Annotated in this window: 22 protein-coding genes; 16 read left to right on the forward strand and 6 right to left on the reverse strand. The window is 49.6% G+C overall.

Annotated features, from left to right (window positions below):
• Positions 1 to 186 precede the first annotated feature (186 nt).
• The 3 genes from CEK71_RS04895 to pdxJ all read left to right on the forward strand — a co-directional run bounded on the left by CEK71_RS04895 (position 187) and on the right by pdxJ (position 3,969).
• The gene (locus CEK71_RS04895) at positions 187 to 1,713 is read left to right on the forward strand and encodes an LTA synthase family protein (protein WP_088618337.1); all 1,527 of its coding nucleotides are present in this window, start codon (positions 187 to 189) and stop codon (positions 1,711 to 1,713) included.
• A gap of 171 nt (positions 1,714 to 1,884) precedes the next feature.
• On the forward strand, positions 1,885 to 3,177 hold the full coding sequence (locus tag CEK71_RS04900; RefSeq protein ID WP_269766606.1) for a TIGR03862 family flavoprotein: 1,293 nt from the start codon (positions 1,885 to 1,887) through the stop codon (positions 3,175 to 3,177).
• A gap of 42 nt (positions 3,178 to 3,219) precedes the next feature.
• Positions 3,220 to 3,969, forward strand: coding sequence for a pyridoxine 5'-phosphate synthase (gene pdxJ, locus CEK71_RS04905; RefSeq protein WP_088618338.1), 750 nt, complete (start codon positions 3,220 to 3,222; stop codon positions 3,967 to 3,969).
• Positions 3,970 to 4,121: 152 nt separating this feature from the next.
• Here the strand turns inward: pdxJ and CEK71_RS04910 are convergent, their stop codons facing one another.
• Complete coding sequence (locus CEK71_RS04910) at positions 4,122 to 5,240, reverse strand: TPR end-of-group domain-containing protein (protein WP_088618339.1); 1,119 nt, start codon at positions 5,238 to 5,240, stop codon at positions 4,122 to 4,124.
• Between the two features lie 98 nt (positions 5,241 to 5,338).
• On the opposite strand from CEK71_RS04910, the gene CEK71_RS04915 reads away from it, so the two are divergent.
• A complete protein-coding gene (locus CEK71_RS04915) occupies positions 5,339 to 5,665 on the forward strand; it encodes a DUF2288 domain-containing protein (protein ID WP_088618340.1) in 327 nt (108 codons plus the stop codon).
• On the opposite strand, the gene CEK71_RS04920 is transcribed toward CEK71_RS04915, so the two are convergent.
• Positions 5,654 to 7,255: a GTPase gene (locus tag CEK71_RS04920; protein WP_088618341.1), complete on the reverse strand. Its 1,602-nt coding sequence runs from the start codon at positions 7,253 to 7,255 to the stop codon at positions 5,654 to 5,656. The genes CEK71_RS04915 and CEK71_RS04920 overlap by 12 nt on opposite strands.
• Complete coding sequence (locus tag CEK71_RS04925) at positions 7,236 to 8,972, reverse strand: GTPase domain-containing protein (RefSeq protein WP_088618342.1); 1,737 nt, start codon at positions 8,970 to 8,972, stop codon at positions 7,236 to 7,238. The genes CEK71_RS04920 and CEK71_RS04925 overlap by 20 nt, the downstream gene beginning before the upstream one ends.
• 300 nt (positions 8,973 to 9,272) lie before the next feature.
• On the opposite strand from CEK71_RS04925, the gene CEK71_RS04930 reads away from it, so the two are divergent.
• A complete protein-coding gene (locus tag CEK71_RS04930) occupies positions 9,273 to 9,701 on the forward strand; it encodes a hypothetical protein (protein WP_088618343.1) in 429 nt (142 codons plus the stop codon).
• A gap of 106 nt (positions 9,702 to 9,807) precedes the next feature.
• On the opposite strand, the gene CEK71_RS04935 is transcribed toward CEK71_RS04930, so the two are convergent.
• Both CEK71_RS04935 and CEK71_RS04940 read right to left on the reverse strand, forming a co-directional pair.
• Positions 9,808 to 10,515 carry a DUF2959 domain-containing protein gene (locus tag CEK71_RS04935; protein WP_088618344.1) on the reverse strand — a complete coding sequence of 236 codons (708 nt, stop codon included), beginning with the start codon at positions 10,513 to 10,515 and terminating at the stop codon, positions 9,808 to 9,810.
• 109 nt (positions 10,516 to 10,624) lie between these two features.
• Positions 10,625 to 10,912, reverse strand: coding sequence for a hypothetical protein (locus tag CEK71_RS04940; protein ID WP_088618345.1), 288 nt, complete (start codon positions 10,910 to 10,912; stop codon positions 10,625 to 10,627).
• Positions 10,913 to 10,998: 86 nt separating this feature from the next.
• On the opposite strand from CEK71_RS04940, the gene mutY reads away from it, so the two are divergent.
• The 11 genes from mutY to CEK71_RS04995 all read left to right on the forward strand — a co-directional run bounded on the left by mutY (position 10,999) and on the right by CEK71_RS04995 (position 20,212).
• Positions 10,999 to 12,084: an A/G-specific adenine glycosylase gene (gene mutY, locus CEK71_RS04945; protein WP_232463766.1), complete on the forward strand. Its 1,086-nt coding sequence runs from the start codon at positions 10,999 to 11,001 to the stop codon at positions 12,082 to 12,084.
• Between the two features lie 8 nt (positions 12,085 to 12,092).
• A complete protein-coding gene (locus CEK71_RS04950) occupies positions 12,093 to 12,365 on the forward strand; it encodes an oxidative damage protection protein (RefSeq protein ID WP_088618346.1) in 273 nt (90 codons plus the stop codon).
• A gap of 254 nt (positions 12,366 to 12,619) precedes the next feature.
• Positions 12,620 to 13,141 carry an integrase core domain-containing protein gene (locus CEK71_RS04955; RefSeq protein ID WP_157678997.1) on the forward strand — a complete coding sequence of 174 codons (522 nt, stop codon included), beginning with the start codon at positions 12,620 to 12,622 and terminating at the stop codon, positions 13,139 to 13,141.
• Positions 13,142 to 13,589: 448 nt separating this feature from the next.
• Entirely contained in the window at positions 13,590 to 13,844 is a 255-nt protein-coding gene (locus tag CEK71_RS04960; RefSeq protein ID WP_088618348.1) for an AbrB/MazE/SpoVT family DNA-binding domain-containing protein, read from the forward strand.
• A gap of 1 nt (position 13,845) precedes the next feature.
• Positions 13,846 to 14,301, forward strand: a complete 456-nt coding sequence (locus CEK71_RS04965; protein ID WP_088618349.1) for a type II toxin-antitoxin system VapC family toxin — start codon at positions 13,846 to 13,848, stop codon at positions 14,299 to 14,301.
• An 81-nt stretch (positions 14,302 to 14,382) separates the two neighbouring features.
• Complete coding sequence (locus CEK71_RS04970) at positions 14,383 to 14,631, forward strand: AbrB/MazE/SpoVT family DNA-binding domain-containing protein (RefSeq protein WP_088618350.1); 249 nt, start codon at positions 14,383 to 14,385, stop codon at positions 14,629 to 14,631.
• The gene (locus CEK71_RS04975; protein WP_088618351.1) at positions 14,628 to 15,050 is read left to right on the forward strand and encodes a type II toxin-antitoxin system VapC family toxin; all 423 of its coding nucleotides are present in this window, start codon (positions 14,628 to 14,630) and stop codon (positions 15,048 to 15,050) included. Before CEK71_RS04970 ends, CEK71_RS04975 begins: the two co-directional genes overlap by 4 nt.
• A 547-nt stretch (positions 15,051 to 15,597) precedes the next feature.
• A complete protein-coding gene (locus tag CEK71_RS04980) occupies positions 15,598 to 16,665 on the forward strand; it encodes a DNA cytosine methyltransferase (protein WP_088618352.1) in 1,068 nt (355 codons plus the stop codon).
• Positions 16,665 to 18,197 carry an AlwI family type II restriction endonuclease gene (locus tag CEK71_RS04985; RefSeq protein WP_088618353.1) on the forward strand — a complete coding sequence of 511 codons (1,533 nt, stop codon included), beginning with the start codon at positions 16,665 to 16,667 and terminating at the stop codon, positions 18,195 to 18,197. Before CEK71_RS04980 ends, CEK71_RS04985 begins: the two co-directional genes overlap by 1 nt.
• Positions 18,198 to 18,203: 6 nt before the next feature.
• Positions 18,204 to 18,434, forward strand: a complete 231-nt coding sequence (locus CEK71_RS04990; protein ID WP_088618354.1) for a hypothetical protein — start codon at positions 18,204 to 18,206, stop codon at positions 18,432 to 18,434.
• Positions 18,435 to 18,904: 470 nt separating this feature from the next.
• Positions 18,905 to 20,212, forward strand: coding sequence for a tyrosine-type recombinase/integrase (locus CEK71_RS04995; protein ID WP_088618355.1), 1,308 nt, complete (start codon positions 18,905 to 18,907; stop codon positions 20,210 to 20,212).
• Positions 20,213 to 20,239: 27 nt separating this feature from the next.
• Here CEK71_RS04995 and CEK71_RS05000 read toward each other — a convergent pair whose 3' ends face one another.
• Positions 20,240 to 20,602: a transposase gene (locus CEK71_RS05000; protein ID WP_332455539.1), complete on the reverse strand. Its 363-nt coding sequence runs from the start codon at positions 20,600 to 20,602 to the stop codon at positions 20,240 to 20,242.
• Between the last annotated feature and the right edge of the window lie 9 nt (positions 20,603 to 20,611).

Consider the following 20,611-nt stretch of genomic DNA (forward strand, 5'->3'; position numbering starts at 1 on the left):
TTCATTCGCCCCCAAAGTCAAGCTATCCGCCTACTGTCCGCTTTTTTCATAACCTCACTTTCCCCGTTTGAGTCCGGCATTCATAACAATTACCCAGCAAACTGGCTATTTTTACGGCTCCACCGTTAAAATAGCTGACAATAACCTCCCCCTTGCGCTTTTTTCGCCATTCAGGTCAAGCAACTCATGATAATCTCCCTTGTTTTGTCGCCGTTACTGGTAGGATTGGCTGTATCTTTTCTGCTGGAACAAACCCTAACCCCAAAGCCGCGCCCGGTTTGGCAACGCCCTTTCGTCAGCACGCTTATTCATAGCGGTTTATGGGGCTTAGGGTTTGCGGTGCTGCTATTGATCTTGCAACGGCCTTGGTTTGCCGTTGTTAATTTGTTGGCGTTCCAATTGCTGTTAGTTTTGGTTAACCACGCCAAATTCGCCAGCCTGCGCGAGCCGTTTATCTGCCAAGATTTTGAATACTTCACCGATGCCATCAAGCATCCCCGCCTCTATCTGCCGTTTTTTGGTATCGCCCGCACCGTGGCGGCAACCTTAGGTTTTGGCGGGGCTTTCGCCATCGGCCTGGTGCTGGAGCCATCTTTGCTGGACGCATTGCCTCTGTGGGGCTTTCTTGGTTTGGTGGCGGTGCTGGGCTTAGCCAGTCTGCAACTGTTGCGCTGGGTTGGTCCGCGTTTGCCAGCCTTAAGTTACCAACCCGCCGAGGATTTGACCGCCTTAGGGCAATGGGCGTTTTTTTACGGCTATGGGCGCATGGAACACCTAAACCGCGAGCTAGATTGCCAAGCCAGCCCGTTCCGACAGCCACCGCCTATCGCGCCTGAGCGTTTGGCGCATATCGTCACCGTGCAAAGCGAATCGTTTTTTGACCCGCGCGGCTTGTCGGCGACCATTAAACGCTCGGTACTGGCGCATTTTGATGCCAGCCAAGCCAGTGCTTGCCAATACGGGCGTTTACAAGTACCCGCTTGGGGAGCCAATACCGTACGCACCGAAAGCGGTTTTTTTACCGGACTGACCCCGGCGCAATGGGGCATACACCAGTTTAACCCCTACCGTCTGTTGGTGGACTACAGCCTCCCCAACGTCGTCGCTTACCTTAAACAAGCCGGGTATCGGACGCTGTGCATACACCCCTACCATGCCAGCTTTTACCAGCGCGACCAAGTGTTCCCGCGTTTGGGCTTTGATGAGTTCATCGACTTGAGCCGCTTTAGCGAAGCGCAAAAATGCGGCCAATTTACGGGTGACCTGGCCGTTGCCGACACCATCCAAACCCTGTTAAGCACTGCCGAACAGCCGCTGTTTATTTTTGTCATCACTATGGAAAACCACGGCCCGCTGCACCTTGAACAACCGCCCGCTGATGCCGCCGCGTATTATGACACCGCACCGGAAACGGGCTGTAATGACCTGAGCGTATACCTGTATCATTTACACAATGCCGATCTGATGATAAAACAGCTTAAAGACAGTCTGGCGGCCAGCCCCCGCCCCGGCCTATTATGCTGGTACGGCGACCATGTGCCTATCATGGCCAGCGTCTACCAACGCTTCGGCGAACCCGATGGCCGGACGGACTATTTTCTCTGGCACACGGAAAATACCGCCGCGCCGCGCCAACAAGACTTGCCGATAGACAAGCTGGCGGAAGCCATGCTGGATTATGCAGGTTTGCGGGTTGCGGGGGAGGCGGTTTAAACCGTGCTTTAGGGGCTGTTTTAGATAATAATACACAAGACCATAATCTGCTTGGACTAAAGCGTTTGGCGTTTATGGTTTTTAGCCATTTTACAACGCCTTAGCAAAGGCTAAAGACCTTTGCATTCTAGTTGAATAATCCCCCCGCTGCCCAATAGCCATAAGACAATCGTGACCTCCCTTCCAGTACCTCCAATTACCCCATCCTCTACGCTACCCCGCATCGCCATTATCGGCGGTGGCCCGGCTGGCTTAATGGCGGCGGAATTTTTGAGCCGTTATCCTGTCCGAGTAGACGTGTACGACAGTATGCCTTCGGTGGGGCGGAAATTTTTAATGGCGGGGAAAGGCGGGATGAACATCACCCATGCCGAACCCTTTCCGGCCTTTGTGTCCCGTTATGGCGAACATCAGGCCGAGGTCGCGCCGTTACTGGAGGCGTTTCCGCCGACGGCGTTGCGGGCTTGGTTAAGCGAGTTGGGCATAGAGACCTTTGTCGGCTCGTCCGGGCGGGTGTTTCCCACCGATATGAAAGCCGCACCTTTGTTGCGCTCATGGTTACGGCGCTTACGCGAGGCGGGGGTGGTGTTCCATACCCGCTGGTTATGGACGGGGTGGCAAACGCCCGGCCAAAGCTTGGTGTTTCAATCCCCGCAAGGTGGGCAAGTTATCCATGCCGAGGCGGTGATTTTTGCCTTGGGCGGCGGCAGTTGGCCACAGTTGGGTTCTACCGGACAATGGCAAGAGCCGTTCCGGGCTCAAGGTATCGCCGTGCAGTTGTTGCAACCCGCCAATTGCGGCTTTACCGCCGCTTGGAGCGACCATTTTAAAAGCCGTTATGCCGGGCAACCCTTAAAGACCCTCACCCTGCGCCTGACCGATAGCCACGCGCAGACGCTTAAGCAACAGGGGGAATGCGTGATTACCGAGACGGGTATTGAGGGCGGGCTGATTTATAGCCTGTCCGCCGCAATTCGCAACTGCATTAGCCAAACTGGGCAAGCGGTGGTGTATGTGGATTTACTGCCCGATAAGGACGTGGCATGGCTGCACCAACGCTTAGCCCAGCCGCGCGGCAAAACCTCGTTGGCGAATGTATTGCGTAAACTGGGGCTGGATGGGGTCAAAGCGGGATTGGTGCGCGAATTAGTGCCAGCCGCTGATATTCATGATGCCCAACGCTTAGCCCAAGCCATTAAAGCCCTGCCCTTAACATTATTGGCGGCGCGGCCTTTGGCGGAAGCCATTAGCAGTGCAGGTGGCGTGGACTTTGCGGGGCTTAACGAAGACCTAATGCTAAAATCCCTGCCCGGAGTGTTTTGTGCCGGGGAAATGCTCGACTGGGAAGCCCCGACCGGGGGCTATTTACTGAGCGCCTGTTTTGCCACAGGCCGCCAAGCGGGCTTAGGAGCGTGGGCGTGGTTGGCGGATCAAACCGCAACTGTTGAGCCGCCGCCTGTTTAAGCGATAGAATCGCTATCATCCTTTATTTTTTATTATCTGCCCATGAACACACCAGCCATTTTATTAGGCGTTAACATCGACCACGTCGCCACCTTACGGCAAGCGCGGGGTACCCGTTACCCCGACCCTGTCCAAGCCGCTTTGGTGGCCGAGCAAGCGGGGGCGGACGGCATTACCGCGCATTTGCGCGAAGACCGCCGCCATATCCAAGACAGGGATATTTTTCTGTTGCAAGAGCGGCTGCATAGCCGCCTGAATTTAGAAATGGCGGTGACGGCGCAGATGCTCGCCATCGCCCTGCAAGTAAAGCCCTATGCCTGTTGCCTCGTGCCGGAAAAACGCACCGAACTGACCACCGAAGGCGGTTTGGATGTAGCGGGCAATTTGGCGGCTATGCAGCGGGCGTGTGGCGATTTGGCGGCGGCGGGCATTGAGGTATCGCTGTTTATCGACCCCGATTTTGCCCAGATTGATGCCGCTGTGGCGGCAGGCGCACCTGTGATTGAGCTGCACACAGGCCGCTATGCCGATGCCGCCACCGCGCCATTACAAGCCAGTGAGTTAGCGCGTATCCAAGCGGCGGCGCAGTATGCGCATAGTGCGGGGCTACAGGTGAATGCCGGCCATGGCCTGCATTTTCATAATGTCGAAGCGATTTGTGCAATACCGCAAATTGTCGAGTTGAATATCGGTCATTCGATTATTGCCCAGGCGGTATTTTCGGGATTGGCGCAAACGGTGCGGGATTTGAAACAAGTGATGCGCCAAGCCAGGGCGGCAGTCCGGCCTTAGGAATTAGCTAGGGTCTTGGAGCGCGGGCATCTTGCCCGCGCTCCAAATAGGCAGCTGCCTTACGGTGTTTTTATGGATGTTCCTAAGGGCTACGGACGGGGTTTATCGCCCCGTCCGTTATTGTGCCTAAGCGTAGGCCGATAAGAGAGGGCTTACTTCTTTTTACGGTTTTTATGCGCCTGATAGCTTACGCCAGGTTCGGCAACGATGGTTTCCTCTGCATCGGCTGCCCCGTCGGTTTCAGCAACGATGATAACATCGGCTTCCGCAATCGGCTCCCCAACTTCAGCAAACTCCTCTTCCGCTGGCTCTTCAACTTCGGCGGCAGCTTCTTCAACCGCTGCGGGCTCTTCCACTTCGGCGGCGACTTCTTCAACCGCCGCTGGTTCTTCCACTTCGGCAGCAACTTCTTCAACTGCTGCGGGTTCTTCCGCTTCGGCAGCAACTTCTGCAACCGCCGCTGGCTCTTCCACTTTGGCGGCGACTTCTTCAACCGCTGCGGGTTCTTCCACTTCGGCGGCGACTTCTTCAACGGCTGCGGGTTCTTCCGCTTCGGCAACAGCCTCTTCAACGGCTGCGGGTTCTTCTGCTACGGCAGCAACCTCTTCAACGGCTGCGGGTTCTTCCGCTACGGCAACAGCCTCTTCAACGACAACAGGTTCTTCCTTCGGTAACAAAGGTTCGATAAAAGCCAGAAACCAATCCGCTTCCTTAACGGTCGCCAAATCAGGGTCTTGCATTATGTCGCTGGCATCGGGCAGACTACCGCGCTCTTTCGAAAGCTCAAAGGCTTGCAGACAAGCTTGCGAATCGCCGCGCAAGGCGTAGATACAGGCCAGATTATACGAGGCGGTGCCGGTCTGGATTTTATTGGCGGCTTCAAAGTGCTTTTGTGCCAAGGTGTATAACACATCATCCGGTGCCGCCCCTTTCAAGCGGGCCAAATCCATATACGCCACGCCGCCGTTAATTGCCGCGCCCAAATAATTCGGGTTAATCAGCAAACAAAAAGCGAATTTGTTAATGGCATCCTGATAAATGGCCTCGGCTTGTGCGCCTTCCTTGGTTTTGGCTTGGTGCAATAAGGCAAAGCCCCAATTATATAAGGCATCGGCACGGATAGGGTCATCCAGCAAGACCTCGGCATAACCGGCATAAGCACTTTTAAACAATTGGTCGGCGGCGTTGCCTTCGCTTTTCCGTGCCTGCTGGGTTTGTTTAATAGTGGCAGAGAGTTTGGATTTTTTCGTAAACGACGATAATAACGACATACTGGCTCCTCTTAACAATAGGGTTTATGGACTAGCTGCTGATAACAGATAAAATAACCGCCTATCCATTAACAACAAGTGCCCATTGTAACTCGACTATGCAAGAAATTATCGACACGACGTTAAAAGAAAAAATCCACCTGGAAACTTCCCAAATCGCCTGGAGCGAATTGCAACGCTTTTTTGCCCAAGGCTTGGCGGTTAACGTGGGTCGTGAGTTGGATTTGATCGACGTTGCCTATCAATTTGCCGCCGACAACAAAACCCAAGTGCAAGCGTGGCTCAGCGCCAAGCAAATCGGTTTGGTGTCGGATCCGCAAGCCCTGCAATGGCTGGAGGCGAATGCCTTGGTTTGGGTGGTGGTGGTTAAACCTTGGCTGTTGGTGCAAGATAATAGGGTGGCCTCTTGCCCCTCAACCGATTAACATCCGCGCTAAAGGGCTGTCATTATCGACCACTAAGCGGGTTTCCACATCGGGGCATTCGCATTGCCCGATCAGCGCCGCCAATTGCTCAAGTTGTCCGGCGTGGGTTTGGCTAAAGTCGGCGATAGTTTCTTGTATCGCGTCATCCAATAAGCCAAACGCTTGCTTAACGCCCGTGTTTAAGCCTTTTAGGGCACTTTTGCGTAAGGATGGCTGGGCTTTTTTCAGGATGAAGAACGGCACCAGCCAAGTGATGGCGATCAGTAAGCTGCTATGGATGGCAAAGTCTACGCCTAGGTAGTGACTACTGGTCTGGTTGCTTTGGTAAAAGCCCAGAAAGACCTGATAGCCGACCCAAGACATCGCCGCCAACGGCAGGGTTATTTCCAGTAAGCGGATAACTTTTAACAAACTCCGGTGCAAATGGCTACCTGGGCGGGCTAAGGCTTGCCGCACCGCCAGTTCGGTTTGCCCTTGTAGTATTTTCGCGGCTTTGCCGCGCAGTTCCGCCAGGGCGGTTTTTAACGGCAACACGGGCAAGCCCTGTTGGGCGGCATCTAAGACGAATAAATCTAACGCATCGTCAAAACGGGTTTGCGCCCATTCATCCCACAACGCGACGCGTCCATTCGACGGGTTGCCGAGCAAATCGGCGGCATGTTCGCCATAATAGGTGGCGGCGTTTTTGATCGGCCAGACAAAACCTTGTCCCAAGACGGTGACGGCCTGTTGCCAATGGTATTGCCATAAGCTGGGGAGTTTGCTGACCGGGGCTTGGCCGACCAAGCTGGCGCGGATGTCCTGCAATTGCTGTTGCAGGGCGCGTTTACGCAGGGCTTGCCCGCGCTGTTGGAGTTGTTGCACGGTATGGCCTTGCGCCAAAGCCATGATAGTGGCTTCCAGTTGCGCGAATTCATCGGTTTGCCAGTCGTCGGCACAGATGGTCTTAAAAATAATCGGCTCAAAAAAACCCGCTTTGTGCAGTTGTTGCTTAAAATCCTCGTATTGTTCGGGCTGGCCCCTATCCCATTGGTTGAGCACAAACAGCCACGCATGTTTGGCCCCTTCGGTCAGTAACAGCCGCCACGCTTTTTCGTCGCGGTAACGTTCGGGGCTGACCACATAGACCAATACGTCGATATGCGGCAACCATTGCAGCACCAGTTGCTTGTTGCCTTGTTCGGTGCTGTCAAAATCCGGCATGTCGATCCAGATAATCTGCTTTTTCGCCTCTTCATCGTGCTGGGCGATTTTAATATGGGTAATCGGCAGCTGTTCGGGCAGGTTTTGGATGGCGACGCTGTGATGGTGGAAAAGGGTGACTTCCCGCGAAGTCGGGCGTTCAACCCCGACCCGCGCAATCGGCTTGCCCGCCAAGCGGTTCAGCAAGGTGCTTTTGCCGACCCCGCTGCCGCCCATAAAGGCGACGATCAAGGGCCGGGCTTCTTGGGGGCTGAATAGGCTGTCGGGGGATTTGGTTTCCAACTCTTTCAACTGAGCGGCAGCCTCGGCGCTAATCCAGCCGGCCCCAAGTGCCTGTTCGGCCCACTGTTGGGCGTTTGCTACTACTTCAGAGTAATCGTAAGCCATGGCGTTTCTCTGTCAATTGCTGTTCCATTGCCCCTAACTGTTCGGGCGAGATATTAAAGTGACTGTTGCCGGCCAGTTGTGCGGGCAAGGCTTTCAGGGTATTGCCTAACGCACCGCTAAACAAGTTCAAATCGACGGCGTTCAATTGCTGTTGCTTAAGGTGCGCTTCGACTTTGTGCATATAGCCGCCGATGGCGCTTTCCGCCAGCAAGGAGGTGACGGAAAGCATGGCGGGGGCGATCACCAGATCATGCACACCAATGCCGCCCGTGTGTAAGGTCAGCGCGATCATCGCCGCGTCGGCGGTGACGCGGGTGGCGCGGAGGCTATTTAACACCATCGGCTGCTCTTGGAGTTTATGATATAAACGCTGGGCGCTGGCTTCCACGTCTTGCTGGAATTCCAAATGATAATTTTTGACCGCCACCGCAAAATGCTGCAAAATTTCTGGACGCTGGCGGCGTAGCGACGAGCTTAAGCCCTGCCACCAGTCTTGTTGCTGGTGTTGCTCCTGCTTATCCAGCAAACGGTCGGCCAATTGGATGAGGGCGTGTTCGGCCAATTGGTTTAACAGTTTGACTTCTTGGCTGCTGTCGGTGATATGCAGGCGCTTGCCGCCGAGCTTGAGCATTTGCCGCATCGGCCAGGTCAGGATTTTCCGCGCCCCGGTCATAATCCCCGCCAAGCCGGGCATTTCCAATAAGGTCAGCAACTCCGCCATCGCTTGTTGGAAAGTTTCGTAATGGTGTGGATGGTTCAGATAATCGCGCTGATAGTGGTTTAAGGCTTGTTTTAGCACCTCATCCAGTAACGCTTGCCAATCGCCGACTAGTTGGTGCTCGGCACGCACCGGCTCCAGCCAGGATTGCCAGTGCTGTTGTAAAAAGGCTTGCTCAAACCGCGCATGTTGAGCGGGGTTGGTTTTTTTCGCCAACTGCTTAATGCGCCCGGCTTGGCTGTCAGGCCACTGCGGGCCACCCAGGGCTTTTTGATAATACAGGGGGATGATGTCGGGGCAAGGGTCGCGGCGGGCTTGCTGCCACTTGTCTTTTAAGGACGGGATTAACAACGCTTCCGAGCCTTCGGCCAATTTGTTCAGGCAAATCAACGTCGGCTGGTTCAGTGCCGCCAATTCGGCCATCATCTCCCAAACCGATTGGTCGGCGTATTTTTCTTTACTGACCACCAACACCAGCACGTCCGCTAAGGCAATGCTTCGGATGACCCCTTCGCGGTAAGTTTGGGAATCTATTGAATCAAAGTCCGGCGTATCCCATACTATACAAGGCGGTAAATACGCCGAACGGCTATTGGTGTCACTGACCGAATAGCAATCGTAGCGGTGCTTACTGAGCTGTTCGGGCGACAGGCATTGGAAGCGCCCGAAATAACGCTGCAAACCTTGGCAGTCGCTCTGTTTTACGGCGTGGCAAAAGCCCTGCGGATGCACAGTATAACCGGCCAGCGGACTCACCCCCGCCGCCGGACTGCCCAGCAAAGCGTTGACCAGTGAGCTTTTGCCCGCTTGTGTAGGGCCGATGACCGCCACCTGTAAGACCTGCGGCTCTTTCGCCGCCAACCATAAGCCTTTGCGGACAAAGGCTTCCGCCAACGTCAGTTGGTCAATGCGCTGCTGATAATCCAAGGTGGCGGCTTTGCCCGTTTGCGCGACTATGGCTTGATAACGCTGTTTTAATAATTGGATAAATTCCAGCATAGTTGTTTAGCTCAGGGTTATAATAACTGACCATTTTACTTTGTTTAGGCGATACCGAAGCATCAATAGCATTGAATTATATTAATTTTTTGCCGTCTGCCCAGCCCGTTACTGCCCGTTTAGGCAGGGGGCGAATGCCGTCAGGATGAAGCCTTGGCGGCAAGCACGAAAAAATCGCGCGGCTAATCTTGCCTTCGGCATTGCTTTCTGTAATCTGGCGTATATAACAACGACTCTGACTATAAAATCCCATCCGCTAAAAATAACAACAAAGCCGTTATAAACATTGAGGACTTCTTTATGAAAAAACTTCCCATTTTGCTTATCTTATTAAGCTGCACCGCCCTTATCGCCTGTGGCAAAAGCCAAGAAATCAACGGGCAGAACATGAAAACCGCTTACCGTTCAGTCAGATCCCTAAAAGAGCGCTTGCCCCAGGAAAACCGTATCGAATTTGAAGTGTCGTTTTGGACTATCCGTGATGCCAATAAAGACGACAAACAATTCTTGGATATTGTCGGCGGCAAAAGCCCCCAAGAAATTATAGAAATCGGCAAACAAGTTTATCAAGAGCGGAAAAATGCCAACTATAAAGGCTACGACCAGTATTCTAGCTGGGGCGAAATGATCACTAAATTCGGCCGCGAAAGAATCGATCAGGATAACCGCAAATCCCCCAAAAAAGAAGATGCCAAAGACAAGGCCAATGATGTGCTGTACAAGCTTTAAAAAAACTTGATGTTAATGCAGCAGGGGGTGGGGCAAACCCGTTTGCGCCACCCTTTTGAGGGTAGCCCGCCGCGTTGGGCTTTTACTCCCCCAATGCCCAACCCACCTAAAGCCGTTGCCTAGGCAAGGCTTTTTGCCCCGGAGCATTTTGCAAGGACAGCACACTGACAAATTCGTTGGCTTCGGCGATGATCTGCTCCATTGCCAACAGCAATTGGGCGATGTCCATGCCGATGTCGAGAAATTCATGCTGTAAGGCGGCAATCGCCCGCGCATTGAGGTTATGCTTAAGATACAGCACCTGATCCTTAAACGCCGCCAATACTGGCTGAATTTTACCTTCCGCCTTGTGCATAGCCTTAATCAGCCGCGCATACTGCTGTCTGGCTTGCTTTAATTGCTGTTTGCTATGGTTGCGCAAGGCTCTGTTGCTATACTCGCCCAACTCACGGTCCCATTCCGTAAACAAGGCCTCAGTTACTTCTTCAATGCTTCGGATACGTTGGCTGACCGCCTCGGCTTTGGCGCGGCATAACTGATATTGCCGATTCAGCAACTGGTATTTATGTTCTAATGCCGTATCTTGCACCGCCACCAAGCTGTTAAAACGCTCCAGCGCATCGGCAAAGGCATCCCGGGTGTCTTGCAAACTGCCACAAGCCTGTTCCACTTGCGCAACCACAATCGCCCGCTTAGGCTCGCCTATCGACTCACGCGCGTGAAAATACATGGCTTGGAGCGGCTTGCTAAGCAGTTTCTTTAAGGTGCGTAAGGATAAGGCGAGTAAACCGTGGGAATTGGAATAATCAGGCATCGGGTAACAAGATAGGTGGGCGGTACGGCAAAAGGGGACAAGGCCGGATATTACGTTAAAAAAGAGCCAAAAAAGTTATTTTTTGGCTCTTGCCGACAAACTCGGCGAATCACTCCGATTTTGCCGCCACATCCGCGAGCAATTTCTTTCTGATAAAATACGCCGCCGCCATGCCGCACAAAGCAGGGATTTGCGTGACCAGGAAAATCATGGTCGGGCTTTTGGTAAACAACGCCGCCAACGGTGCCAGTGCGGTCAATTTGAACGCCCACCAAGCCACCCAGTAACCGATCACGCCAATTATCGCCCATTGGAAAGCGGGCTGGCCTTTTTCCTTTGCGGTCAGATAAAACCAGACTAATATGGCAATCCCTGCCGCTTTAGCTAAAATCAACATTTTTTTCACCTCTTATAATATACCAAGTTCCCCGCCATGATATTCGATAAACTGGCCTTAATGAATACTTTTTTAGCAACCCGCGCATGAACGGCTTGTCTGACCCAACCATGCCTCGCCCGCGCCTTGATCCGGCTAGCTTCCAAGAGCGCCTGTTGGCGTGGTTTGACCAGCATGGCCGGAAAAACCTGCCTTGGCAACAAGCCATTAGCCCTTATCGGGTTTGGCTGTCGGAAACCATGCTGCAACAAACCCAAGTCGCCACCGTCATCCCGTATTTTCAGGCTTTTACCGAGAGCTTCCCGACCGTCGAAGCCTTGGCGGCGGCCCCTATAGATGAAGTATTGCGGCATTGGGCGGGTTTAGGCTATTACGCGCGGGCGCGTAACCTGCATAAAGCCGCCCAACGCATTGCTGAATTGGGCGGCTTTCCTGACACCCTAGAAGGGCTAATGGCCTTACCCGGCATCGGCCAATCCACCGCTGGGGCGATTTTAAGCATCGCCTTTAACAATAGCCACCCGATCCTGGACGGCAACGTCAAGCGGGTGCTGACCCGCCTGAACGCCATTGGCGGTTGGCCCGGCCAAAGCCAAGTCAGCAAAGCCCTATGGGCGCTCAGCGCCGAACTGACCCCTAGCGTCAGGGCGGCCGAGTACACCCAAGCGATAATGGATTTAGGGGCGACACTGTGCACCCGCAGCAAACCCTTATGCTTAGCCTGTCCGGTCAGCGCCGATTGCCAAGCTTATCGCCAAGGTAACGTATCCGCTTACCCCAGCCGGAAACCGCCGAAAACCTTGCCGATTAAAGCCTGTTTTTTGCTGCTGCTCTATACCCCCGACCAGCGTATCTATTTAGAAAAAAGGCCGCCCACCGGCATCTGGGGCGGCTTATGGAGCCTGCCGGAATTTGCCGCCCTTAATGCCGCCGAAGACTGGTGCTTAAGCCGAAACTTGCTTATCAAGCAACGCCATAGCTTAGCCAGCAAACGCCACACCTTCTCCCATTACCATCTGGATTACACGCCGTTGCTGGTGCAGATCGAAAACCCTACAAATAATGTGATGGAAGCGGAACAAGCGCTCTGGTATAACAGCGCACAAATCAGCGGCTTGGGTCTGCCCGCCCCGATCAAAACTTTACTGCAACAATTTAATACAGACTACTAGGAATCACTATGACGAGATTAATACACTGCGTAAAACTGGGTGAAGAAGCCGAAGGCTTAGATTCGCCACCTTTTCCCGGCGAAAAAGGCCAAGAAATCTATGAAAAAATCTCCAAATCCGCCTGGCAAGCGTGGTTAAGCAGACAAACCATGCTGATTAACGAGAACAAACTGGCTAGTTTCGACCCGAAAGCCCGCGCTTATCTGGCCGAAGAACGCGCGAAATTCTTGTTTGAAGGCCATAATGACATGCCCGCCGGGTATGTGCCGCCTAAGGCGTAGGGGCTTCCTTAGATCTTATTACTCGATCATCAAGTTTTTAATATTAGAATAAGCAACTTAGCCATTAGATATTGGATTAGTATTTTAATTAAGTAAAAACAACAAGCTGCAATGGAATCCGTCCCCCTCCCCTGATGGGGAGGGATGGGGTGGGGAGAATCTAAATAAGGCTTTTTTCATTAAACGAAATAAAAACAGTCTGATTAAAATCTCTTAGCCATTAGCATAAGTCCGGTTTGCCGTGGCGCATGACGATGGACAACGGGCCTCCTTGGGGTGACGACCGCGACAACCCCTATACGCCGTTGACGGTCTGGCTGTTGCGCTTGGGCATCAAAGTCAGCCATTCGCGCCCCTACCACCCGCAAACCCAGGGCAAGGACGAACGCTTCCACCGCACCCTCAAGGGCGAGCTTTTGGCGCATGAGACTTTCGCAAACTTGGCCATTGCCCAAAAGCGTTTCGATGCTTGGCGGGACATGTACAATCTCGAACGCCCGCACCAGGCACTGGGTTTGCAGCCGCCCGTCAGCCGTTACCAAGCCAGCCCGAGGCCGTTCCCGGAGTCCTTGCCGCCCATCGAGTACGCCCCTGACGACCAAGTCCGTATGGTGCAGGCCAAGGGCGAATTTAGCTATTTAGGCCGTACCTGGAAAGTGGGCAAGGCTTTCAGGGGCTATCCTGTGGCTTTAAGGGCTACGCCTCAAGAGGGCGGCCTTGATGTCTATTTTTGCCAATATAGGATTGCCTTTATTGACCTAAAGGCCCCACAATAACCCGAAAAAACCGTCACCCATGTCCCCGAACATGTGTTACCTATGTCCCACGTCCATACACCCATCAGGGGAGGGGGACGGATTCCATTGCAACTTTTTGTTTTTACTTAACTAAAATACTAATCCAATATCTAATGGCTAAGTTGCTTATTCTAATATTAAAAACTTGATGATCGAGTTATAGCATCTAGCGTTAAGCAAACGACAGGCTAAAGCTAGCACACTCGGTCAGGTTATCGTGCAATGGCTAAAGACTATTGCACTCCGTTCGGTGCAGCCCTTTAAAATCATGCCGTTATTAAGCAAAAAGCGGGGGAGCGCAATGCGCTATCGTTTTGCAGATTACCAATGATGACGATGCCCCAGAGATACGGGGTATTGTCGATAATGAATTTAAAAAGATCGGGTGCGAATAGCCACCTGAAACAACACTTTTAGGGGAAAAAACATGAAAACCACGCATTTATCTAGCCGCAGGCATGTAACCATTCCAAAAACAATATGCGATGCTTATCATTTGGCCATCGGGCAAGAATTAGAAATTGAATCTACCCCGCAAGGCATTTTATTGAAGCCCAAAAAAATAATGCAACATACTTCTATCGACGCTATTGCGGGCTGTTTGGCTTATCAAGGCGCAGCAAAGTCCATAGAAGAAATGGACGAGGCCATTCAACAAGGCATTGCCGCTGAATGGGGATAACATGATCGCAGTTGACACCAATGTGATAGTGCGATTTTTAACCAGAGACGATGAAGCCCAATATCTCAAGGCATACCGTATTTTTGCTGAATCCGCACTGCTTTTTATCCCCACTACCGTTATTTTGGAAACAGAATGGGTATTACGGTTCAGCTACCGTTTCCCATCTGACCGTATTGGCTATGCCTTGTCGGGTTTACTGGGATTAACTAACGTCATGACTGAAAATAAGGCCGCTGTGTTTAACGCCTTAGCATGGCATCAGCAAGGAATGGATTTTGCCGATGCTTTACATCTGGCGTGTAGTTCATCTGCCAATGAATTTGTCAGCTTTGATAAGAAGCTCATTAATAAAGCGATTGGTTTAAATGTCGATATAAAGTTAATTGATCCTAGCACTTTACCGCGCCGATGGATAAACAACAGTTCCAAGTCGTCTATCCCGTATTGCCTATGAATTTATTGGCCATTTATATTTTATTGCCGTAAGAAAAACGGATACCCAACCGAAATCCCATTTAATACTTCAGGAGCCATTATGCAAACTGTCACCGTTTCTGAACAAGGCCAAGTTATTATCCCTCTCGACATCCGCAAACAATTGGGCATTACGCCAGGATGCCAGCTTAGCTTTATCATAGAAGGCCCTAACTTAAGGGTTGAAGTCAATCGGCGCATTCAGCCGACAAAACCTGAAGAGGGTTACGGCTTGCTCGTTTGCAAATTGCCGGGCGAACGGAATCTAGCGGATTTTGATGTTGCACAGGCTATGCGGGACGCTAAATGATAGGGCTAGACACCAATATTTTAGCCCGTTTTTATGTCGATGACCCCAACGATTTGCAGGCAGTTAAACAACGCCCAATAGCCCGGCGCATCATGACTGAATCACCCCAACTGTTTGTTCCATTAACCGTTATTTTAGAATTGGAATGGGTGTTACGCGCTTTTTATGGTTTTGGACAGAGTGATTTTCGCCACGTTATTGAGCATCTGCTAGGGCTAGCCAATGTTACCGTTGAAGAATGGCCCCGCGTCTCCCAAGCCTTGGCTTTACAAGCAGAAGGTTTGGATTTTGCCGATGCTTTGCATCTGACCGCTTGCCGTCATTGTGAGAGTTTTTACAGCTTTGATGACCGTCGTTTTGCGCGTCGTGCCGCTCGCTTAGCAGTAACACCCAGCGTCTTTGTACCTACAGAACAATAATGATGCGCAAACCGTTACCATAGATTGTCCACCAGAAATTTTGTTGAGCCTACATGCCAATACCGAAGAATTTTTTCCCTTCGCACGGCGAATCACAAAGTTTTGGAACGCAGACGCAACATAAGTGAATTTCACCATCCCTTTTTATTGTGTGTCTAGTGCATGGACGCTATGATTAGTAAATTCGCTAAACGCGCCACTAGATGAAGGCGCGGTAATCATTGCTCAATATGAGTCAAAATTTGACCGCCACAGCATTTTGGGAGCCATTATTAAAGGAAACCTAGACAGAAATTAAATATGGATGCACAATGGATATATGAAAAATGTCCAATAACGATATGTGATGAAAGAACCAGGGCTGCGAATAAGGGTCGAAAATCAATTAAGAGAAGACTTTCTGTGTGCATGCAAAAAGAGTGATTTAACTGCTACGCAAGTCCTGAGAGATTTCATGCGTCCATATAGAGCAGCAAAGTCGTGGCAAGCAAACCGACATTTTTCAAGGAATGATCGATACAAGCTATAAAATAAACAAGGTTAGTAAATGAAAAGCTCGGCAGCATTAGTGATGAAGCGACGTAATGATTATCTGGAAGAACTTGATTCGCTTGTCATACCAAAGCAAGGCAATGGTTTAGGATACGTTTCAGTATTCTGCGGCGGCGGCGGGTTAGATTTGGGATTCTCGGCAGCGGGGTTTAAACCGCTTTTCTCGTCTGATGTTATGCCTTCTTTCTGCGAAACTATCCACAGGAATTTAGGAAAACATATTGTCGAAAGTCACGACATAACCATCTTGCCTGGAAAGGAAGTTTTAGAAAAAATTGGCGTTCCAGTCGATGTAGTTATCGGGGGGCCTCCTTGTCAATCGTTCAGCATATTAGGTGACAGAAAATCTATCGGCGACCCTAGAGGTAAACTCGTTTATGAATATGCCCGATTCATTCGAGAGATTAAACCAAAGGCATTCTTATTTGAAAACGTGCCTGGAATTTTAACTGTTAATAAAGGTGAGGACTGGGGGAAATTACTTGCTTTCTTTGAAAACGAAACTGGTTACCACATTCAATGGACGAAGCTCAATGCCGCTTGGTTTGGCGTGCCTCAGATTAGGCAGAGAGTTGTTGCTGTAGGTTTTTGCGACGAAGATAGTTTTTCACGATTCATGTGGCCACGTCGCACACATACAGATTCGTATTTGAAAAATGAATTGGGATTACAGATGCCTCGTGAGGCTAGCCTAGCTTTTGAAGACGTGCACTGTCTTCCAAACCATATTTTAAGAGCGCACGGTGAGAGGGTAACTACTCGCTATAGTCAAGTCCCACCAGGAGGCAGGGATAAAAAAGATCATACTGACCGGGTGCATCCTGATCATCCATCGGGTACGGTTTTGGTTGGATCTGGAGCAGGCGGAGGCAGGCCTTTCATTCATCCATTTGAGCATAGGCACATTACCGTTAGAGAAGCAGCTCGTCTTCAATCATTTCCAGACTGGTGGGTTTTTGCTGGCGGGTCAACCGCTGCTTATCGCCAAGTTGGTAATGCGGTTCCGCCTTTAATGGCAAAGGCGGTTGCAAATGCAATAGCTAAAGCGTTGGATGGCAAGTAATGACGAGGCAACTTCCCTATCCTGGCCATAGTTGGTCGTTTACACAGCATGCAGTGGGGCTAGAACCAAAAACGCTTTATGATCTTTTGAAATGCGCAGCACCATTTGAAGGTAATATCGATGGTTACGGACAAAAAATCACTGAATTGATGATTGCTTCAGGTGTTTTAACCGCCAACGAGCGAAACGGAACTCCTGATGCTTGGAGAGACTATCAACAGTTGTTGGCTGAACTCGGCTTAATTTATTCAACAAAAATTTGTCGGGCACTAACGCTAACTGAGCTGGGGCACATGCTTCTTGCTGGGGAAATAGGTTTTTCAGAATTAGTCGGGGTTCAGGCTCTTCGATTTCAGTATCCGAACGGGCAAAAATCGACTATTCAAAGTAGGTTACGAGAAGAACTAGCGTCTTCTTCCATATCTTGCCCAAAGTCGCTGACTGAACTTCAGGCCGACAGGCAAATTTTATTGAAACCAGGTGCATTGATATTAAGAATTCTTATAGAACTATATAATAAAGGTTTAGAGCCATCTCTTTCCGTGTCTGAATGCCAAGCTTTTTTAATTCCATGTCGCACTAATTCTGAATGGACAATGGCATTGTCAGAGATTGTGGTTTACCGTAAATCTATGTCGAATATAGATAATATAAATAGGCACAGTAGGCGTAATATTCAGGATTGGTTTAAATTTCTTCAAAAATCTGATTTTTTCGAGAGTGGCTCCCAACGCCAGATTTTTCTTAGCTCTTATGCTAAAACGAATATCGATCTTGTAAATGATTACTGCGCTTCGCAGGAAGAAGCCGCTTCGTTTTGGATTCCAGTTGGATTCAATAAAGAACATAGATTAAATTGGTTTGATTGGTATGGTCATATTCCTTTTGAAGCTCAGAAGGCTTTGCGTTTTGATGTAGCTAATAATGCTGAATATTTAGAACACAACTATATAGCAGGGGTTGAGGAAGACATCGAGGAGGAGAACGATATTGTATCTTCAGATATTACTAATGTTAACCTAAAGCCTTTAGACTTAGAACATCTTGGGCGGGATACTCAGCATGAGTTTTCCGAAGATTTGGAGGCGTTAGTTGAAAGTCTTCGAAATGGCGCTCAAAAGCGCCATGCAAAAACACTTCTTCACGACCGGATTATAAAAGACCTTGCTAAGTCATTTATTGCTCAAGGAGCAACTGTTGAATCAGACCCAGGCTCCATAGACCTATTTGCAACATGGCCAACCGGTGATTCAGCAATATTTGAGGTAAAAACTGTTACTCGCAGAAGTTTTCAAAACCGGATAAGAACTGCAATTGGGCAAGTTGAAGAGTATGCTTACCGACGGAAATATGCTGATGGATCTATTTCTGACCGAGTGATTGTTGTAAACACTGACCTCGATAGTAAGGCATGGCAAACAGCTTTCTTAACTGATCATTTAGGTATTGGATTGATATGTAAACCAACTTCCTCCTATAGTGCCTATGCCCCAATTGACGCACGAACAAAGGATTATTGGCTTACCCTATGAGTCCTAATGTTCAACCTATATCCTGCCCTAGACGACTTATGCGGCCATGAGGATTTGAACCCCGAAAAACCAACAAAATTGTTAAATAATTATGGCTTTACCAACCGATTGCCCAAAGATGAAAAAATCATCAATGCGCTAAATTTCAAGCTCAATATATTGCAGAGAAAACCAATCCTCGAACGGGTTAAGGGCAAGATAACGGCTTATATTGAAGGCTTAGGCGGAACGGTTTAACGGTATAGCCTTAATCACAGGGATGAAGATCCTGTTAGGGCTTAGAAGCTGGAAATTTTGAGGCGCAGAAAGGGGAGAAAGGGGAGAAAGGGGAGAAAGGCTTGACTATGTCAAAGTGACTGGCATTAGCTTTTGGCTTTAGAGGAGCGATGAGCCGCTCACCATAACTAGCTACCCATTGAATTGGTATCACGAAATGGCATATCTGAGGTAACTTACAAAATAAGTATCTTATACGTAATTGATTTTATTGGTCGGGACGACAGGATTTGAACCTGCTACCACTTGTCCCCCAGTCAGGTAAATAATAGTTTTTTACAGTCTTATAAAATCCAAAATATTTTTATATCTTATTTTATTCATATAGTTAGTGATATTCATCGTCCAATACTGTACAGTACCGTTTAACTAAATCCGTCAAAAATGTTATACCGGATGTTATACCGGAAATCTGTAAAAAAGGGTGAATAATGGCATTAAACAAAATCTCTGACGCGGCTTTTAGAAATTTTAAGCCCAGTGACAATGTACAAATTATTTCAGATGGGGGTGGCTTAATTATCCGCGTCCGCCCAAAAAATGAGGGTGGCTCCGTATCCTTTATGCTGTCGTATCGAATTGAGGGCAAACAACGCCAGATAACTCTAAAAGCAAAATCGCTAAAGGAAGCACGAAAAGAGAGGGACATATACAAAGAACAAGTCAAGCAAGGTAAAGACCCAATTTTAGAAAGAAAATTGGAAACCGAGCGTACCCGACAGCAGCAGCTAGAAGAACAAGAAAATCTTGCTAAACTTAATGCGCGGATCACGGTTAATGATTTGTTTATCCGCTGGACTGAGATCGATTTAATAAATCGAAAAGATCGTCAAGAAATAATCAGGATGTTTAATAAGGATGTGTTACCTGTTCTGGGTGATTTGTTTGTCGAAGATGTACGCAAAGGCCACATTACTCAAGTAACCGATGCTTTATTAGTGCGCGGTGTTAACCGCATGGCAAAGGTGCTGCTTGGCCTAATGCGCCAGATGTTCCGTTTTGCTGTTGATCGTGACATTATCGAATTTGACCCCACCGCGAGCATACGGAAAGCAAAGGTAGGCGGAAAAGATGTAGAACGGGATAGAACATTAAACCAAGATGAAATAAAACAACTAGCCCAGCAATTACCAAGTTCTGGGCTAATGCAGTCTACTGAATGCGCTATCTGGATCGCCCTATCAACATTATGCAGAATTGGAGAATTATCCAAAGCTAAACATTCAGATATCGATATTGTTGCAAAAACGTGGAAAATCCCCGAAACTAACAGCAAAAACGGCAAAGCGCACGTCATTTACCTATCAAACTTCTCACTGGCACAATTTAACAGGTTAAAAAGCCTGTCAGGAAGTGAAACATGGTTATTCCCTAACCGTGATAATTCAGATCATGTTTGCGATAAATCCATAACAAAGCAGATTGACGGACGGCAGACAAAAATTATCTATAGCCACCGCTCGAAACATAGCCAAGCCCTAGTTTTGCCTAATGGCAAATGGACACCTCATGATTTACGCCGTTCGGGAGCCACATTAATGGGCAAATTGGGCATCCAAGGTGATGTAATTGAAAAATGCTTGAATCACACGGAAGAAAATAAAGTTAAGCGAATTTATCAACGACAAGGTTTAGAAGAGGAGCAGGCCGCAGCTTGGCAGACTCTAGGCGAACGACTTAATTTATTGCTGGGTTGCTTATGCTTGCCGAATGATTCACTACCGTACACTTTTTCATAAAACAAATATTATTTAATTATCAATGCGTTATGTTTTTATGATTGAAAACAGGCAAAACGGCGGCAGCGGTATGCCGTTGGTCAGGAAGCGTTTCAGCAGGCGTTTGCCCAACTCAAACAGGCTCAGGTCGCAACGGTCTGTCCGGTGGACAATTTTGTCCCATCCGGTCTTGATGGCGTAAACCCCCAGGAAGACATGCCACAAATAGGCCAGGGAAACGGCGATCAGCAGGCGCGAAACCCGTTCGGGTGCGCGTAGGCCGCTCTTTTGCAACTGGAAGCCCCGGCCTTTAAAATCGGAAAACATCGTCTCGATGCGGAAACGCTTCCGGTAATACAGGCGTGCCTCTTGGGGCAGCGTAAAGTTACTGACCAGATAAATGGGCTCCAGGTAACCTTA

Origin of the sequence: Methylovulum psychrotolerans, from assembly GCF_002209385.1 — a bacterium.
GTDB classification, from domain to species: Bacteria; Pseudomonadota; Gammaproteobacteria; order Methylococcales; family Methylomonadaceae; genus Methylovulum; species Methylovulum psychrotolerans.

What these genes read in the sequence shown, in the direction of transcription:
- CEK71_RS04895 (WP_088618337.1), top strand. Translation starts at nt 187, where the DNA reads ATGATAATCTCCCTTGTTTTGTCGCCGTTACTGGTAGGATTGGCTGTA.
- pdxJ (WP_088618338.1), top strand. Translation starts at nt 3,220, where the DNA reads ATGAACACACCAGCCATTTTATTAGGCGTTAACATCGACCACGTCGCC.
- CEK71_RS04910 (WP_088618339.1), bottom strand. Translation starts at nt 5,240, where the DNA reads ATGTCGTTATTATCGTCGTTTACGAAAAAATCCAAACTCTCTGCCACT.
- CEK71_RS04915 (WP_088618340.1), top strand. Translation starts at nt 5,339, where the DNA reads ATGCAAGAAATTATCGACACGACGTTAAAAGAAAAAATCCACCTGGAA.
- CEK71_RS04920 (WP_088618341.1), bottom strand. Translation starts at nt 7,255, where the DNA reads ATGGCTTACGATTACTCTGAAGTAGTAGCAAACGCCCAACAGTGGGCC.
- CEK71_RS04925 (WP_088618342.1), bottom strand. Translation starts at nt 8,972, where the DNA reads ATGCTGGAATTTATCCAATTATTAAAACAGCGTTATCAAGCCATAGTC.
- CEK71_RS04930 (WP_088618343.1), top strand. Translation starts at nt 9,273, where the DNA reads ATGAAAAAACTTCCCATTTTGCTTATCTTATTAAGCTGCACCGCCCTT.
- CEK71_RS04935 (WP_088618344.1), bottom strand. Translation starts at nt 10,515, where the DNA reads ATGCCTGATTATTCCAATTCCCACGGTTTACTCGCCTTATCCTTACGC.
- CEK71_RS04940 (WP_088618345.1), bottom strand. Translation starts at nt 10,912, where the DNA reads ATGTTGATTTTAGCTAAAGCGGCAGGGATTGCCATATTAGTCTGGTTT.
- mutY (WP_232463766.1), top strand. Translation starts at nt 10,999, where the DNA reads ATGAACGGCTTGTCTGACCCAACCATGCCTCGCCCGCGCCTTGATCCG.
- CEK71_RS04950 (WP_088618346.1), top strand. Translation starts at nt 12,093, where the DNA reads ATGACGAGATTAATACACTGCGTAAAACTGGGTGAAGAAGCCGAAGGC.
- CEK71_RS04955 (WP_157678997.1), top strand. Translation starts at nt 12,620, where the DNA reads ATGGACAACGGGCCTCCTTGGGGTGACGACCGCGACAACCCCTATACG.
- CEK71_RS04960 (WP_088618348.1), top strand. Translation starts at nt 13,590, where the DNA reads ATGAAAACCACGCATTTATCTAGCCGCAGGCATGTAACCATTCCAAAA.
- CEK71_RS04965 (WP_088618349.1), top strand. Translation starts at nt 13,846, where the DNA reads ATGATCGCAGTTGACACCAATGTGATAGTGCGATTTTTAACCAGAGAC.
- CEK71_RS04970 (WP_088618350.1), top strand. Translation starts at nt 14,383, where the DNA reads ATGCAAACTGTCACCGTTTCTGAACAAGGCCAAGTTATTATCCCTCTC.
- CEK71_RS04975 (WP_088618351.1), top strand. Translation starts at nt 14,628, where the DNA reads ATGATAGGGCTAGACACCAATATTTTAGCCCGTTTTTATGTCGATGAC.
- CEK71_RS04980 (WP_088618352.1), top strand. Translation starts at nt 15,598, where the DNA reads ATGAAAAGCTCGGCAGCATTAGTGATGAAGCGACGTAATGATTATCTG.
- CEK71_RS04985 (WP_088618353.1), top strand. Translation starts at nt 16,665, where the DNA reads ATGACGAGGCAACTTCCCTATCCTGGCCATAGTTGGTCGTTTACACAG.
- CEK71_RS04990 (WP_088618354.1), top strand. Translation starts at nt 18,204, where the DNA reads ATGTTCAACCTATATCCTGCCCTAGACGACTTATGCGGCCATGAGGAT.
- CEK71_RS04995 (WP_088618355.1), top strand. Translation starts at nt 18,905, where the DNA reads ATGGCATTAAACAAAATCTCTGACGCGGCTTTTAGAAATTTTAAGCCC.